Origin of the sequence: Leptospira perdikensis, assembly GCF_004769575.1 — a bacterium.
Lineage (GTDB): Bacteria > Spirochaetota > Leptospiria > Leptospirales > Leptospiraceae > Leptospira_A > Leptospira_A perdikensis.
In genome coordinates this window covers 929,105-944,944 of sequence record NZ_RQGA01000003.1, presented here as the reverse complement: position 1 = coordinate 944,944, position 15,840 = coordinate 929,105, and the positions used below count along the sequence as shown (strand labels likewise).

The window sequence follows — 15,840 nt, the reverse complement described above, 5'->3', positions numbered from 1 at the left end:
AGGTTAGTTCATGTCATATAATGAAGATAAAAATTTCTGGGGAATTCCTTACGGAACCGAAATCACTGCTGAAGCATTTGTAAAAGATATTTGGGATCCTAGCACTGAGGAAATCCTAACACCAAAACAATTTTTTGGTCTTGGTTGGGGAATCAACTTACATGCCCTCGGACGACGAGTGGGTGTAATCAAATAGTTTCTTTTTCAAAATCGAAGACAACGCATCTCTTCCTTTTTGGTTGAGATGTGTTAAGTCCGCAAAATACTGATACTCATTCAAAAACACTGATTTAAAATCTAAAACCACTACTTTACTTCTATGAGGACCAACCAAAACGGTTTTTAAAAATTCCTCTCCAACAACATCTGCTTTAGTCTGTAAAATGTCCTTTTCCATTTTTGGTGAAAAAGGAATCCGAAGAAAAACCACATCTAAATTTTGTTTTTCCCAAACCTGCAAACATTCCGACCAAATTGACATCGAAAGTTCTCTTCTTCCTGCAAGTATCGCTGTATTTAAATTGGGGAACTCTTCTGATTCATTTAGGGTGGGGTCATTGCCGATCGATTTCCAAACCCAAGACCCTTTTTCTTTCTCCATACTTTGTTTGATGGAAAGAAACTCTTCTTTTCTTTGGGAAAGATCCATTTGAGTGCTCTTATCATAAACATATCTATTGATATTAGAACTAATTCCAAAATAAGGAAAAATTTCAACAATTACTTTCCAGCTTATATCCGTTAGGTTTGAAAAATAAGCTCTGCGTAAAAGAGGATGGAGGATAGTGTTTCCATTAAAATTTCCAAAAGCAAGGAACAATTGTTTATGAGCATCCGTAATCGAATTTTTACTTGTGTTTAAGGGAGAGAGGTTTACATAGATTTTTTTTAAATTAGGAAGGTTAGGAATTAATTCCAAGGATTCATTTAGGATTCCTTCCGGTTGTTCACTTGGTTTGGGAAGATATAAAACTTCTTCCAAGGACACTCCTTCCAACTCTGCAACCAATGAGGGAGAGACCCCACTTACAATTTGGCTATCACCGAACACAAGAACTTTTGTTTTTTCAGAATAATGGCGCTCTTTCGCTAAATACCAATAGGCAGAGGTGGTTTCACAAAATGGAATGATCCATTCAATTGTGAGGTGCATAAAAAGTGAAAGGAATATCAAAGTAGAAATAAAATAACGTGTTTTCATAAATTTAAATTAAAACTGGAAATAGAAAAAATCCTGTTTCCCAAAAGGAGAAAATAACGAAAACCAAAGGAAAAAAAAGAAAAACATAATTAGAAACGAAAATGGTTTTGTAGATATAAAAAATTGAGGACGATCTGTATCTTTCCACTCTTGCCAAAGATCAAATGCCACCAAAGGAATGGTTGTCACAAGAATCATTAGAGGAATAGAGGAAAGTTTTGGAAGATGGGATAAGTTTTTTAATATAAGTATTGTTTCCGAGGGAGAATGGATACGAAACAAAAGAAGCCCGAGTGAAAAAGTATAGAAAGTAAAAACTACTCCAAGGACAGATTGGAAAAGATTTCCAGATTTCACAAAACCATAATGTTTTAGGCTGCGATACAATACCAAACAAAGACCTAAATACAGACCCCAAATCACAAACCCATGCCCAGCTCCATGCCAAATCCCAGCAAGGAACCAAACTACCATTAAGTTTGCGTTCTCTCGAAAAAAACCATGTCGATTCCCACCTAACTTAATATAAACATAATCTCGTAACCAAGTGGAAAGAGAAATATGCCATTTAGCCCAAAACTCTGACGGATTGGAGGAGAAAAATGGTCTTTTGAAATTATTCATTAAACGGAAACCCATCATTTCGGCAAGACCCATAGCACAAAGTGAATAACCAAAAAAATCGGCATACACTTGAAAGGCTATGACCGGGGCAACTATCCATAAAATTCCGGGTTCTAAAGATTCAAATCCTTGGGCTTGGATTTCCACATACCGAGAAAAGGGATCAGCTATCGTAGATTTTATAAACACACCCCAAACAAAAAGAGAAATCCCATTCCAAATATTTTCCTTTGTGATTTTTTGTTCTGATTCAATTTGTGGGATGAGATTACCAGGCCTTTCGATTGGACCAAGCAACAATAAAGGGAAAAATAAATCATAAATGACAAATGTGAAAAAGTTTTTACAAGGAAGGATACGTTTGTCGTAGACTTCTATCAAATAACTAATGTTATGGAACGTGTAAAAAGAAATACCAACGGGTAAAAGAATCTCTGGTTTCCATTCCAGACCTGGGAACCCAAATCCAATTTTTAAATCAGAAAACAACTCCCATACAAAGAGAAAATATTTAAAAACACCAAGGTAAATTAAATTAGCGGTGATCCCCAAAATAAAAAAGGTTCTTCTTTTTTTCCCGGATAAATCAGATAGATAGTTTGCTAAACTATAATTAAATATTATCGAAATGAATAAAAGAAAACTGGCATTCAGATTCCATTGGGAATAAAAATAAACACCAAATACCAAAAGTAGATACTTTCGAATCCGATTCGAAGAAAAGTAATAAATTAAATAAAAAACTATGAAATGCGAAAGGAACGAAATAGAATTAAATAACACAATCGTTACTTAGGCTTCTTCAACCATTTCCAAAAATTGATTTTTGTCCTTGGTGTCATGTGGATAAGATAAGTTCAAAACTCGATACGTAGCTCGGAAAGAGCCAATGATTGCATCTTCTTTTTTAGCAAACGAAGATTTGATTTTTTTAATCACAACATCGGTTTCTTCTTTATCCTTCCCATGAAGAACCATAGCAAACTTACCTTGCCCAACTCGTGTAAAAAAATCTAATTCTCCAATATGATCCATCATGGTTTTTCTGAGTGCATCCGCATAACGGGCAAATGTTCCCGCTCCCACTAAGTGCACCATCCTCGAAACATTTTGAATCTTAAATAAGGACACAGTAAAATCCGTATTCATTTGAGATGCTTTTTCGATTTCTGTTAAAATTCTGGATTCCAATGGATTGAATGGGTTTCTAAACAATGCTTCTTTTTCTTGTAAGATAAGAAGATTTGCAAATACAGGTGCCGATGTTTCAAGCAGTGTAACCGCAACATCTCTTGCCGTATCAGTCCAAGTTGATCCGGTGGAATGAACAATGACCATACCCACAAGCCAATTTAAATTGATGATTGGTAGAATTGTGAATTCACTCATAATCCCCAATTCATCATTTGTAAAAATGGATTTTAGTTCTGCATCTTCTCTGAAATTTTCTAGACGATACACACCTGCAACGTTAGAGACCATACCTACAATATCAGAGTCTTTACTTAACCTAAAATCTTTTGCTCTTTCTGGTAATATAAAATTAGAACCAAACACAATATAGTCGGAGCGAGTTTCAGAATCTAAAACTAAAAAGGAAAACTGTTTTACACCTAATTTGTTTTTGATATTGTCAATGAGAAGGTCATAAGCCTCATCCATCTTACGAATACGTGCAAAATCGCGAGCAAATCGCAAAACAGACTCATTGATTTCAATGACTTCTTTTGCTTGCACTAAATCGTCATTCATCAATTCAAACTCTGATACCCTTTCAAAAACAGAACCGGCGATATCTCCTACAATTTTTGCAAACTCCAAATCATCAGTGATGTATTCTTCACCATTGATTAATTTTCCAAGAGACAACACACCAAAACACTTTTCACCGTGTCGAATGGGTACAAGAATTTCAGAACCCATTTCATTTAGTAATCTGAATTCTCTGTCAGGTAATCGTGACGATTTGAACTCACCCGCATAGATGACTGTTTCCGAATCGGAAATGCGGGAATAAATTTCATCACCAGGAGAAAGATACCAGGAATCCTTCGATTGAATTCCTTGGGCCGCAACAGCTTCCCATTTTGGATTTTTCGGATTGGTAGAAGTAAGAACCACAACAGAATTACATCCAACCTGTCCAATTAAACTATAAACTAAGTTGTCAAAATAATCGGAAAATTCCTTGGAAGCGGCAATCTCTTTTGTGATTTCAAAAATGGCTTGGTAGTTTTCAATTCGTTTTTTAGAAGCCAAATGGTAAGACATCGGTGCCGTACCAAAATCAGATTCATCATCGAAGAGTACATCTTCTCCTATAGGAGCAGGGTCATCTTTAATTGGCCTTAATGGTTGTTTTGCGGCTTCCCTTTTGGCGTCGTTTTCCCATTCATCAAATACATTAACCTCAGGAAGAGGTGCATCAGGTACATCTGTATCATCATGAAAATCGCGATCAATTAAATCATCACCAAAGTCTGGTTCGTTTGTTTGAGGGAGGTTAGACTCTACAACCGGTTCTGGACTTGGTTCTGGTGGTTTCGTATCTTCTCCAATTAAATCGGAAGAAGGTTCTTCATCAAAAGAAGGTAAATCAAAATCTAAATCAGGTTCCGCAAGAGCGTCTGGTTCTGAATCTTCTGTAGAGACAGGTTCGTAATCTGAAGTTATATCATCCAAATCATTTTCTAAATGTGGAAGAGGATCTTCATTCCATGGTTCTTCATTAAGATCACCAAAGTCTGCATCTGTCAGCTCGGGAATATCACTTAGATCAAATTCCTCTTCCCCATCAGGGCTCGGAAGTTCACCAATTTCAGTTACCAATGTATCAGGGAAACTATCATCTAACCATTCAGAGTCGGTGTCTGCTACAGGAATCGATTCATTTTTTGGTAAGTTCTTTTCTTCACGGAAAGACTCTGCTTTTTTTAATAAAGAAGGTTTTCCTTGAGAACCGGAGGAAGATTTTGAAGTCGAGGAACCCGAAGTTTTTTTAATTTCTTCGGCTCTATCGAGAAGTCCCACTTTATAACTCCAATTCTTTCATCATTTTTTTGTATAACTCGAAGTATTGAGATTTCGAGAATTCTCGGATCACATCATCAGGAAGGTTGCCGAGTAAATTGTCTAAGTAACCTAAAACTTTTTTGCGATCTCCAGTAGATAGGTTCTCCCCACCTACGTCGGCAAATGTTTCTTCAGAAGCAGGTTTAGATTCAGGTGCAGAAACATCCGATTTTCGAAGTTCTTCCAATGGAGAAAGTTTTCCCTCCATGGCATATTCGTCTAAATCAACTTCAAATTCTTCTGAATCATCACTAGCAAGAGTAGGATTTCGTTTATCTTTCGTTAGATCTGGAACTGATAAATCAAAACTATCATCAATAGCGGAATCCGAAGTCAAATCTCCGAAATCCATTTCACCTTCATGTTCGACTAGGTCGTCTTCATCACTTGAAGTTAGATCGAAACTGGAGGATTCTTCATCACCAATTTGTTCTGACAATGAAAACTCTTCTTCTTCAGGAAGATCAGCAATATCTTCTAAACCTTCACCGGGAAGTTCCTCACCTAAAATCTCATCGAGACTTTCTGGAGAAAGTGTAATGTCTTCCTCTTCAATATCCTCTTCTTCAGAGGCAGTGATATTTTCTAGTTCCTCCATTGATAAAGCAATGGATTCGTCTTCTTCATCTTCAGCAAGTAAGTCCGACTTAGGAGCCAGTTCTTCTTCGTAAGGGAGAGGAGCTCGGTCTAAACTATCAACAAGTTCTTCTTCTGAATTCTCTTCTGCATCAGAAGCAATCGATTCTAACTCTTCCATCGAAAGGGCAATCGGACCATCATCATCTTCATCGGAAGATTCGAAACCTTCCATTTGACCTTCAAGACCTTCTTCGGCATTTTCTGCCTCTTCCAAATCTGATTCAGGTTCCCCTAAAGCAAAATCAAAGTCATCACCAAGATCAGTGTCTAATTCGTGACTTTCTTCCTCATCGGTATCCTCGGATTCTTCAACTGGATCACCAGCAATGATATTTCCAAGTTCGTCGGGACTAAGTGTGATGGATTCGTCTTCCAATTCTTCGTTTAAGATATCAGAAGTTGGTTCTTCGTAGTCTTCCTCGACTGCTTCACCAGAGATATTTTCTAATTCTTCTAGAGATAAAGTAAGAGGGCCTTCATCTTCTTCTTCAAGTGAATGTTCTTCTTCAGGTGTTTCAAATTCCCCACCTAACAGATCAAATCCGCCTTCTTCCTCGTCCTCAGAGAAACTAGGGAGTTCGGATTCATCATCTGATGATAAAAATTCTTCTTCAGAACCAAGTGTTTCTTCTAAACTTGCTTCCCCACCAGCACCTAAAATACTACCTAACTCTTCATCCGAGAGAGTGAGATTTTCATCTTCTTTATTTTTACCGAAAAGTTCTTCTTCTTCCGGATCCACAAGTGGTTGGAATCCCGTTTCTTCTTCCTCAGCATCCACGGGACCTAAATCATCTATAGGAAGGAAAGAACCTTCCTCATTCAGATCTGTTAAATCAAACTCAGGTTTTCCTTCTTCATCAAAAGAAAGATTGGTATCAATTTCCGAATCATCCAAATCCAAATCTAAGTCTGAATGTTCATCGATCAGTGCATTTTCTTCTTCAATAGAACCAGGGCGTTCTGGTTCTCCAAAATGGTCTTCTTCTTCTAAGTCACCAGTGATGTTTTCAAGTTCTTCTAAAGAAAGGGAAATAGGTCCCTCCTCTTCTTCTTCTAAATCTTGTTTTGATTTTTTAGATGTGAGAATTCCATCTTCGCCGTTTAGTATCGATTCAATTTCTTTATCGAGATCGATCAAATCATCGTCAAATTCTAATTCAAGATCATCATCACCAATATCATCACTATACGATTGTTTGGTGGGTGTTTTAGAACTACGTTCTTCTTTTTCAGATTCTTCTTCATAATCAGAAAAATCCGCATGAATGTCTTCATCATGTAGGATTGGATCTTCTTCCCCAAGTAAGTTAAGGTCAGAATCTAAGTCTATATCTAATAAGTCATCGTATGAATCCGATGAAGCTACCATATCAGAAATGGATTCGTCTTCATCATCAAAGGCAGAGATATCATCTAGGTTTGGGGCATCAATCCCTGGCGATACATCCAAATCATCATCGCCCATATCAAAATCATCCAAATCTAAGGAAAACGAGTCTTCATCGAGTACAGGTTCGATGTTTTCTAGATCTTCGTTTTTATTCTGTTCTTGATCCGCCATTCGCCTCGATTACCGTTTTCCCAAATTTAGTATCTGGCCATCCTCTAACGGTTGTTCCAAGATACTGTCCTCCGTTTTGATTTGCGCTCCGGGCATATATCCACCAGCCATTTCAATCAAATCCTTTCCGTTCGAACCCGCATCCAACGAATAAAACCCGGGATTCAATACGGGCCCTTCAATTTTAACACGGATCGGTTCTTCAGAATAGATTCTTTTTCGCAAATCAGGGTTTTCCTTTAAGAAATAGAATCCGGTGCATAGTATCGATACCAATACAAAACGTCGAATCCAATCTACAGCCAAAGGAAATCCCCCTCTGGTATATTTTCGGCAAGAAGGGGGGAAAAAAATTAACGTTCGTGCAGTAAAATGCGAACTTTTGCTTTCTTTAGAAGAATTTCTTTGTCTTTGGAGGATGGAAGGGCTTCCGCCTCATCTAGAAGTTCCACAGCGTGGTCATGAGACAAATCATCCTCTGAATCCCCACCTTCGGTAAGGACTCGGATTTGGTCATTTCTCACTTCGCAGAATCCCCCATCAATGGCAATCCGGAACTCTTTGCCGGCCGTATGCAATTTGATGAGTCCAAAGTCCAACTGAGACACAAGGGTCGCGTGACCTGGTAAAATTCCAAAATAACCTACAGAACCTGGCAGAATCACTGATTCTGCCTTGCCCTGGTAAAGGATTTTGTCGGGAGAGATGACTGTTAAAGTCAGTTCTTTACTCATCCGAATTAACCTTTGAGTTGTTTCGCCGCTTCGATCGCTTCGTCAATCGATCCGACCATGTAGAACGCTTGTTCCGGAAGATTGTCATACTTACCTTCAATGATTCCTTTGAAGGAACGGATGGTATCTTCCAATTTTACATACTTTCCAGGTCGACCAGTAAACTGTTCCGCTACGTGGAACGGTTGTGAGAGGAATTTCTCCAAACGACGAGCACGAGAAACAAGAATTTTATCATCCTCAGAAAGTTCGTCCATACCAAGAATCGCGATGATATCTTGAAGGTCTTTGTATCTTTGAAGAATTCTTTGTACTTCACGGGCTGTGTTGTAGTGTTCTTCCCCCACGATTTGTGGGTTCATGATTCTTGATGTGGAATCGAGTGGATCCACAGCAGGATAAATCCCTTTTTCAGAAATCGCACGAGATAAAGTTGTTGTTGCATCTAAGTGAGCAAACGCAGTTGCAGGAGCCGGGTCCGTTAAGTCGTCGGCAGGAACGTAGATCGCTTGCACCGAAGTGATGGATCCACGAACTGTTGATGTGATTCGTTCTTGTAATCCACCCATTTCTGTGGAAAGAGTTGGTTGGTATCCTACCGCAGATGGCATACGACCAAGAAGAGCCGATACTTCAGAACCTGCTTGAGAGAAACGGAAGATATTGTCTACGAAGAGAAGGATGTCAGATCCAGATTCATCACGGAAGTTTTCCGCCATAGTCAAAGCAGAAAGTGCAATACGAAGACGAGCACCTGGTGGTTCGTTCATCTGACCAAAACAAAGAACTGTTTTGTCGATAACTCCAGATTCTTTCATCTCATTCCAAAGGTCGTTTCCTTCACGAGTTCTTTCACCCACACCAGCGAACACAGAGTAACCACCATGTTGTTTAGCGATGTTGTTGATAAGCTCTTGAATTAAAACGGTTTTACCTACCCCAGCACCACCGAATAGTCCTGTTTTTCCCCCTTTGATATAAGGAGCAAGAAGGTCGATAACCTTGATGCCTGTTTCAAAGATTTCAGTTTTAGGTTTAATTTCTTCGTAACTTGGAGCACTTCTATGGATTGGCATCTTTTTTACGTCTTTTGGAAGATCGCCGAGTTCGTCGATTGCCTCACCAAGTACGTTAAAGATACGACCAAGAGTTTTTGTTCCGACTGGAACAGAAATTGGGATACCAGTATCGACAACTTCTAATCCTCTTTTTAATCCGTCTGTGGATTGAAGGGAGATCGCACGAACTGTGTTGTCTCCAATGTGCTGTTGCACTTCTGCAGTGATAGTTACGTCTTTGCCGTTTACTTTAGATCGAATCTCTACGGCATTGTAGATCTCAGGCATATTCCCGGAATCAAAACTGATGTCCATTACCGAACCGATGATTTGTTTAATTTTACCTTTATTCATATATACTCCGAAAGACCTTTGTTAGGAGATGGCTTCCGCTCCCCCTACGATTTCTGAAATTTCCTGCGTAATTTTTGCCTGGCGAACTCGGTTATAACCGCGAGTAAGAAGTTTAATCATCTCACCTGCAGCGTCTGTTGCCGCTTTCATAGCCACTCTTCGTGCAATGTGTTCGGAAGCTACCGACTCCAAAATGATCTTAACAAAAGTTGTTTTGATCACCATAGGAAGTAGGTTTTCCAAAATTGTTTTTGGATCTGGCTCATACAATACTTCTGGACCTGAAGAACCTTTTGATCCAGTCTCCTCCATTTTCAAAGGAAGAACCGTTGTGATCTCAGGTTTCTGATTGGCTGCCGAATAGTAATGAGTGGAAATAATTTCAACAGAATCCACCGATTCATTTGCGAAACGTTCCATAAAATAGGAAGCAAGATCATTCGCTTCCTTACTTCCCGCTTTATCATCAATATTGGTTTGTGATGTTACCAATTCAATTTTCGCAAATTTAAAGAAGGCAATTGCTTTTTTCCCTGCTGCATGGACTTCTACTTCCACACCTTTTGACTTCAACTCTTCGATACGGTTTTTCACCATACGAAGGAGGTTGGAGTTAAAACCACCGCATAACCCACGGTTTGCGGCGATCGCAAGGATAGCAACTTTTCGGATTTTATCCGGCTTCCTTAAGTAAGGGCTGTGGATGATCCCTGCAAGGCTGGACAAAGAAGAAACTAACTCGCGAGTTAAGTCAGCGTATGGTTTCGCTGCATTTACCTTGTTAGTCGCTTTTTTTGCCTTCGCCGTGGAGACCATCTCCATGGTTCGAGTGATTTTTCTCGTGTTTTTAACCGAGTTAATCCTCTTTTTTATCTCACGCGGTGTCGCCAAGATCTTTCCCCTTAGTTATTCTTTGCTAGAAAATGTTCTACAATCGATTTGATTGTTTTTTGCAGAGCTGCTTCTTGTTTCACTTCTTTAGCAGTTCTGATTTCTTCTAAAATTTCAGAGTGTTGTTCTCTCATCGTTTTCAAAAGGTATGTCTCAAATTCACGAACCTTTGCAGTTGGAATTGTATCCATAAAACCTTTGGTTACAGCAAAAATAGAGATCACTTGTTCTTCTACTGGAGTTGGTGAGTTGTTAGGTTGTTTAAGAATTTCAAGAACTCGGTATCCACGATCAAGCTGTGCTTGAGTCACTGGATCAAGTTCTGTTCCTAACTGTGCAAACGCTTCTAAGTCGCGGAACTGAGCCAAATCTGACTTGAGAGTTCCTGCTACCTTTTTCATCGCTTTGATTTGCGCAGCAGATCCAACCCGTGATACAGAAATTCCCACGTCCACCGCAGGGCGAAGACCCGATGCAAATAGGTTGGACTGAAGGTAAATCTGACCATCAGTGATGGAGATTACGTTAGTAGGAATGTATGCTGATACTTCCCCTTCTTGTGTTTCAATGATTGGAAGTGCTGTCATAGACCCACCACCGAATTTATCATCGAGTTTCGCTGCTCTTTCAAGCAAACGAGAGTGAAGGTAGAAAACGTCTCCAGGATATGCTTCACGACCTGGTGGGCGGCGAAGTAAAAGTGACATTTGTCTATAAGCTACGGCTTGTTTAGAAAGGTCATCATACACAACAAGTGTTGCTTTCCCTTCTTCATACATAAAGTATTCAGCCATAGTAGCACCAGAGTAAGGTGCAATGTATAACATTGGTGCTGGTTCAGATGCGTTTGCAGATACGATGATCGTATACTCGAGTGCACCTTTTTCGCGTAACATTTCGATGGTGGAAGCAACAGTTGATGCTTTTTGTCCAATCGCTACGTAAACACAAATAACACCTTTACCTTTTTGGTTGATGATGGTATCGATTGCGATGGAAGTTTTTCCAGTTCCACGGTCACCAATGATGAGCTCTCTTTGTCCACGTCCAATTGGGATCATTGCATCGATTGCTTTGATTCCTGTTTGCATTGGTTCATGAACTGATTTTCTCATCGCAATTCCAGGAGCTGGAGACTCAACTGGTCTTGTTTTTTTAGCGTTCAGTGGTCCTTTTCCGTCGATCACTTCCCCAAGAGGGTTTAGCACTCGACCGAGAAGTTCAGGTCCTACCGGAACTTCGAAGATTTTTCCCACACGTTTAACGGAAAAACCTTCTTCAATTTTAATATAATCACCGAAGATTACAACCCCAACGGAGTTTTCTTCTAAGTTAAATGCCTGTCCTCGAACTCCGTTTTGGAATTCAACAAGCTCTCCTGACATTACGTTAGTGAGTCCGTAAACTCTCGCAATCCCGTCCCCTACTTCGAGAACTGTTCCAACTTCTTCAACTTGAAGGTCTTTCTTGAAGTTTTTAATTTCTTGTTTTAGTACCGACGTTACTTCGTCTGTTTTAATTTTCATTCAAATGCTCCGACTGGGATTTTCTTTTGGAGGAGAGCCTCTTCAATTCCGGCAAGTTTTGCGCGGATCGAGGCATCGATTAAAAAGTCGTCTATAAAGAGTTTGAATCCACCAATTAGGGCTGGATCCGTTTGTTCAGAGACACGAACTTCGCGTCCGAACTTGGAAGAGATAGACTTGGTGATTCGATCTATAGCTTCTTTGCCAAGAGAATCTTTGGAAACAATGCGAAGAGAACTACGGTTTTTAAGTCGGTCCACTCCTGTTCTATAATCTTCCAAAATATCCTTGAGGAATAGAAATCGATTCTTACGAACCACAAGTGTAATGAAGTTGGCAACGATATCCGATGCCTTCCCCTGAACTGACTTTTCTGCAGTTCGTTCTTTCTCAGAAGGATCAACTAATGGAGAAAGGAAATAATGGCGGATTGAGTCATCGGAAAAGAAAATATCAACGAGTGTTGAAAGTTCCTCTTCTGTTGACTCAAGCGAGTTAGCTTCCTGAGCTAACTCCAAAAGTGCCGTTGCGTAAACCTTTGAAATTTGGTTCAGACTCATTTTATTTTAAGTTTATCGAGTTTTGCGATCTCTTTTTCGACAAAGGAAGCATAGTCTTCCTTCTTCAATTGTTTCTCCAAGATCTCACTCGCGATGAGAACGGACATTTCCACAATTTGGTTTTGCATTTCAGACAAAGCTCTGCTTTTCGCTAAATCAATTTCGCGAATTGCGCTATCTTTAATGCCTTTCACTTCGTTGTGTGCTTCTTCCGTCAATCGAGTGCGGAGAGCAACTGCATCTTTTTTAGCTTCATCTACAATTTTATGAGCTTCTTCCGTCGCTTTGAAGAGTTGGTCTTTATATTCTTTTAAAGACTTTTCTGCTTCTACGCGAAGGGTTTCTGCTTTGTTGATATCGCCTTGGATGCCGGAAGCACGTTCTTCGAGAGCATGAAGGATCTTGTCCCATGCAAATTTTTTAAGAACGAAGACAACAACTGAGAAAGTGACCAGGGTCCAGATGACCAGACCCGGATTGACTTTCAGCAAATTGAAGCCGGAAGCCGCGAGGATAACCAAGACTATTGTCCTTGTTCTACTTTAGTGGCACCAGCACCAATTGTTTTGTCAATTGAGCCATTGAGTTTGAGCGCGATAAGAAGAGCGATTACCACTGCGAAAAGTGCTGCACCTTCAATCATACCTGCTGCTACGTAAAGAACGAGTTGGATCTTTCCCGCTGCTTCTGGTTGGCGGCTGATGCTTTCTGCCACTGATCCACCAATTCTACCAATACCGATTCCTGCACCAAGTAATGCAAGTCCTGCTGCGAGTCCTACTGCGATGTATCCTAAACCGAATTCCATTGTTTTCGTTTCACTCCTGTGTGTTTTATAATATAAATAAAACCAAATGTTAATGTCTATGCATCACAGTTCCGATGAACACGGTTGTGAGCAGAGAGAAAATGAACGCTTGTAAAAAAGCTACAAGTAGTTCTAAAAAGTAGATAAGCACTGAACTGAGAACAGACACAGGTGCAATCAACCAACTTTCACTCATAAAGATAAATCCAAGTAACGCAAGGATCATAACGTGTCCTGCTGTCATGTTGGCTAGTAACCTCATTGTTAACGCAAAAGAGCGGGCAATGTGTGTTACGATAAACTCCAAGGCCCACATAAGTGGCCAAAGTAGGAGCGGAACTCCCTTAGGAACTGCGTGTGCTACGAAGGAAATTCCTTGGTAGGAAAATGCTGTTCCATAAATGGTAAGTAGTGTGATCGATGCGAGTGAAAGTGTAACACTGATATCACCTGTAGGTGTGATCCCCGACCAAACTTGTCCAAATGTATGAAGTATATGTGGTGTGTGTTCTACGGCACCAACGGCAACGAGTGCGTCAGAGGCAGCCACAGTGAGTTCACCCACAGACGGGATGAGGCCGAAAAGGTTACAGAAAAGAATAAAGAAAAACAAAGAGAAGATGTAGTGGTAATAAGAATGTCCGTGGTGATCAAGGGATGCATCCACAACATTTTCTTTTAGATAACTAATGAAAGCCTCTACAGCAGATGTAAATTTGTTATGAACTTTTTTGGGGTTCTTCGAGATCAAATTAGCTGCCGGGATGAAAACAAGGAACATAAAGAAACAAGCAATCCACATCATGGTCACTCGTTTGGTGATATGAAGGTCGAGTCCACCAAGATAGTGGTATTTCACTCCATCATGGTTTACAAAAACATCGTGGTTTTCAGCGTCAAAGCCTGGTTGGCCTTCTGTGACAATCGTGCCACCAAAGTTCAATGGGAAAATGGGAGCATCACCTAAATGGTGCGCCATCACTTCGCTGAAATCGAAGCCCTCTTCAGAGCCGTGCCCTTCCGAATCGTTCGCAAAAACATTCGTAAAACTAAGGGAAAAAACTAATAAAAATGATAAAAAAAACCGATATTTAGACTTATTTTCCACTGAAATAGCTCGCAAATACAAGGAAAAGAAGGTGGACGAAATAGGCAATTAAAAATCCAGAAGTTGCCTCAAAAGGGTACTCTAAGACCTGCAAAGCGGTCAAAATGCCCAGATTCAGAAAAAAGGAGAGAAATACGGTAAAAAAGGGAAACCCAGACTCGGACAAAGCGGGGATTTTTCTTGGAAGGAACCGAAGTTGCAAAATTGCCATCTGGATTGCAAAGGACATGGCCCCACCAAAATAGAAAATCATACGATATCCATCCTCCACCAAACCTGCAGTTAGCGGGAGACTTAGAATGAATACAAAAAGTAAATAGCTGAAGTAATGCAAATGGAATCGTTTGAGATTGATTGAATTTAGATCCATTGGTTGTAGTTTGGAAGGTGGGGAAATGGGGGCAAGTAGGATTGGGGGTGCGAGAGGGATTGGTTGGTATAGATCCCCGCCCTAATCGAACTGGGTGGGGTTATCCACCCGCCACCCAATGACTTCCATATATCAGATGTTTGTTGGTTTGTAACGGAGAATTCGCAACCTCCCGTTTTTTTGTTATCGAAAGTTCATGTTTTGGTTTATAAACCAAGGAAAGTCAAATTCGATTTTTACAAAGGCAAAAGCCCATACTTCGTATTCAGATAAAAAAACAATTTCTGAACATCTGCTTCCGTAAGATCCGTATTGAAGTATAGAACCTCCGCTATATCTGCATCAAGATTTCCGTTGCCTAAATAAATAGTATTTGGACTACCACCACCAGAATAATCATAAGAGATAGGTACTTGACCTTTTAAATTACCATTCCAATATTCTCGAGCAGAAGCCATTAATACTTGCACTGAACCTATCGCAAGAAAATCATTTTTTGGAATTGGTAAAGCTGATATGTTAGAACAACTTAGTCCATTTCGGCAGACAACATATGTAGAAATGGGATGATCTATGGAAATCTCTCTTCCTTGACCCCCATGTATATTTAACAAAGTAATCCCACCAGAAATTGTATTCACTAATCTCATTACAAAAAAAACGCTTCCGCTATTGGTAACATACAATCCTGTAGCACCTGATGAAATGACCATCTGCGTCGTTGATGAGCTTCTAAATTCGGCAATTGGATAAGCATTGACTTGGTTCACTCGAAACACTGGTCTTTGAGTCAGAGTTGCTTGCGAAATATGATTCCCATACCCACTAACATCCGCCCAGTTTGCAATCGGATCGCCATCATTCAATGTTAGTTGGTCTGCTTTAAACCAAAGCCTAAGAGAACCTGATCCTAAGATACGGGGTGCAACCATTTGAACCGTGTATTCTTTTTTACTTCCATCAAAACCGGTCACAACGTATTTTAGAGGAGCCGTGTAAGAGTTTGAAGTGATGCCGCTAATTTGTTCGATCTCGTTCACCGTTACCGAAACACCATTGGTTTTGAAATTAGCAATGTACGAAGATATAGAAACGATGGTTTCTGATGTAATTACGATTTGACCATCAGATACGATTCCTTTGACGCCTAAACTTGGTATTGAATATTCAAGTATTTCTTTAGGAATGGTGGGAAGGTATATTTTACCGCAAGTGGGGCTAACATCGAGTATTGCCCATTTCACGAGCAATGTGTTTATAAATTTACTCCTATTTGGGTCGCATGAATTTTCAGAAAGTCCATTTTTACAGGAAAAAAGAGAAAGGACCAT

15 protein-coding genes are annotated in these 15,840 nt (G+C 39.9%); 1 reads left to right on the top strand and 14 read right to left on the bottom strand.

Features of this window, described 5'->3' with window-relative positions; translation table 11 throughout:
• The first annotated feature begins 10 nt into the window (after nt 1-10).
• Nucleotides 11-196 carry a DUF5808 domain-containing protein gene (locus tag EHQ49_RS05765; RefSeq protein WP_002975080.1) on the top strand — a complete coding sequence of 62 codons (186 nt, stop codon included), beginning with the start codon at nt 11-13 and terminating at the stop codon, nt 194-196.
• On the opposite strand, the gene EHQ49_RS05760 is transcribed toward EHQ49_RS05765, so the two are convergent.
• From EHQ49_RS05760 to EHQ49_RS05690, 14 genes are all read right to left on the bottom strand, one after another.
• Nucleotides 158-1,201 carry a hypothetical protein gene (locus tag EHQ49_RS05760; protein ID WP_135577201.1) on the bottom strand — a complete coding sequence of 348 codons (1,044 nt, stop codon included), beginning with the start codon at nt 1,199-1,201 and terminating at the stop codon, nt 158-160. The genes EHQ49_RS05765 and EHQ49_RS05760 overlap by 39 nt on opposite strands.
• A gap of 9 nt (nt 1,202-1,210) precedes the next feature.
• Entirely contained in the window at nt 1,211-2,608 is a 1,398-nt protein-coding gene (locus EHQ49_RS05755; RefSeq protein ID WP_135577199.1) for an MBOAT family O-acyltransferase, read from the bottom strand.
• Nucleotides 2,609-2,617: 9 nt separating this feature from the next.
• Nucleotides 2,618-4,855, bottom strand: coding sequence for a GAF domain-containing protein (locus tag EHQ49_RS05750; protein WP_135577197.1), 2,238 nt, complete (start codon nt 4,853-4,855; stop codon nt 2,618-2,620).
• A 1-nt stretch (nt 4,856) separates the two neighbouring features.
• The gene (locus tag EHQ49_RS05745; RefSeq protein WP_135577195.1) at nt 4,857-7,100 is read right to left on the bottom strand and encodes a hypothetical protein; all 2,244 of its coding nucleotides are present in this window, start codon (nt 7,098-7,100) and stop codon (nt 4,857-4,859) included.
• Nucleotides 7,101-7,109: 9 nt separating this feature from the next.
• Nucleotides 7,110-7,325, bottom strand: coding sequence for an SLBB domain-containing protein (locus EHQ49_RS05740; RefSeq protein WP_244241365.1), 216 nt, complete (start codon nt 7,323-7,325; stop codon nt 7,110-7,112).
• A 128-nt stretch (nt 7,326-7,453) separates the two neighbouring features.
• Nucleotides 7,454-7,834 (bottom strand): ATP synthase F1 subunit epsilon, encoded by a 381-nt coding sequence (atpC, locus tag EHQ49_RS05735; RefSeq protein WP_135577191.1) that lies wholly within the window; start codon nt 7,832-7,834, stop codon nt 7,454-7,456.
• 5 nt (nt 7,835-7,839) lie between these two features.
• Nucleotides 7,840-9,246 carry a F0F1 ATP synthase subunit beta gene (atpD, locus tag EHQ49_RS05730; RefSeq protein ID WP_135577189.1) on the bottom strand — a complete coding sequence of 469 codons (1,407 nt, stop codon included), beginning with the start codon at nt 9,244-9,246 and terminating at the stop codon, nt 7,840-7,842.
• 21 nt (nt 9,247-9,267) lie between these two features.
• Nucleotides 9,268-10,137, bottom strand: a complete 870-nt coding sequence (gene atpG / locus EHQ49_RS05725) for an ATP synthase F1 subunit gamma (protein WP_135577187.1) — start codon at nt 10,135-10,137, stop codon at nt 9,268-9,270.
• A gap of 11 nt (nt 10,138-10,148) precedes the next feature.
• Nucleotides 10,149-11,663 carry a F0F1 ATP synthase subunit alpha gene (gene atpA, locus EHQ49_RS05720; protein WP_135577185.1) on the bottom strand — a complete coding sequence of 505 codons (1,515 nt, stop codon included), beginning with the start codon at nt 11,661-11,663 and terminating at the stop codon, nt 10,149-10,151.
• Complete coding sequence (gene atpH / locus EHQ49_RS05715; protein ID WP_135577183.1) at nt 11,660-12,223, bottom strand: ATP synthase F1 subunit delta; 564 nt, start codon at nt 12,221-12,223, stop codon at nt 11,660-11,662. The genes atpA and atpH overlap by 4 nt, the downstream gene beginning before the upstream one ends.
• Nucleotides 12,220-12,744 carry a F0F1 ATP synthase subunit B gene (locus EHQ49_RS05710; protein ID WP_135577181.1) on the bottom strand — a complete coding sequence of 175 codons (525 nt, stop codon included), beginning with the start codon at nt 12,742-12,744 and terminating at the stop codon, nt 12,220-12,222. The genes atpH and EHQ49_RS05710 overlap by 4 nt, the downstream gene beginning before the upstream one ends.
• A gap of 2 nt (nt 12,745-12,746) precedes the next feature.
• Nucleotides 12,747-13,031 (bottom strand): ATP synthase F0 subunit C, encoded by a 285-nt coding sequence (gene atpE / locus EHQ49_RS05705; protein WP_002975055.1) that lies wholly within the window; start codon nt 13,029-13,031, stop codon nt 12,747-12,749.
• 49 nt (nt 13,032-13,080) lie between these two features.
• Nucleotides 13,081-14,160, bottom strand: coding sequence for a F0F1 ATP synthase subunit A (atpB, locus tag EHQ49_RS05700; RefSeq protein ID WP_425269830.1), 1,080 nt, complete (start codon nt 14,158-14,160; stop codon nt 13,081-13,083).
• A 585-nt stretch (nt 14,161-14,745) separates the two neighbouring features.
• The gene (locus EHQ49_RS05690) at nt 14,746-15,753 is read right to left on the bottom strand and encodes a DUF5018 domain-containing protein (RefSeq protein WP_244241364.1); all 1,008 of its coding nucleotides are present in this window, start codon (nt 15,751-15,753) and stop codon (nt 14,746-14,748) included.
• Nucleotides 15,754-15,840: the final 87 nt, after the last annotated feature.

Excerpts from the sequence above, each read along its gene's own strand:
- EHQ49_RS05760 (WP_135577201.1), bottom strand. The coding sequence starts at position 1,201 with ATGAAAACACGTTATTTTATTTCTACTTTGATATTCCTTTCACTTTTT.
- atpC (WP_135577191.1), bottom strand. The coding sequence starts at position 7,834 with ATGAGTAAAGAACTGACTTTAACAGTCATCTCTCCCGACAAAATCCTT.
- EHQ49_RS05765 (WP_002975080.1), top strand. The coding sequence starts at position 11 with ATGTCATATAATGAAGATAAAAATTTCTGGGGAATTCCTTACGGAACC.
- EHQ49_RS05745 (WP_135577195.1), bottom strand. The coding sequence starts at position 7,100 with ATGGCGGATCAAGAACAGAATAAAAACGAAGATCTAGAAAACATCGAA.
- atpD (WP_135577189.1), bottom strand. The coding sequence starts at position 9,246 with ATGAATAAAGGTAAAATTAAACAAATCATCGGTTCGGTAATGGACATC.
- atpA (WP_135577185.1), bottom strand. The coding sequence starts at position 11,663 with ATGAAAATTAAAACAGACGAAGTAACGTCGGTACTAAAACAAGAAATT.
- atpH (WP_135577183.1), bottom strand. The coding sequence starts at position 12,223 with ATGAGTCTGAACCAAATTTCAAAGGTTTACGCAACGGCACTTTTGGAG.
- atpE (WP_002975055.1), bottom strand. The coding sequence starts at position 13,031 with ATGGAATTCGGTTTAGGATACATCGCAGTAGGACTCGCAGCAGGACTT.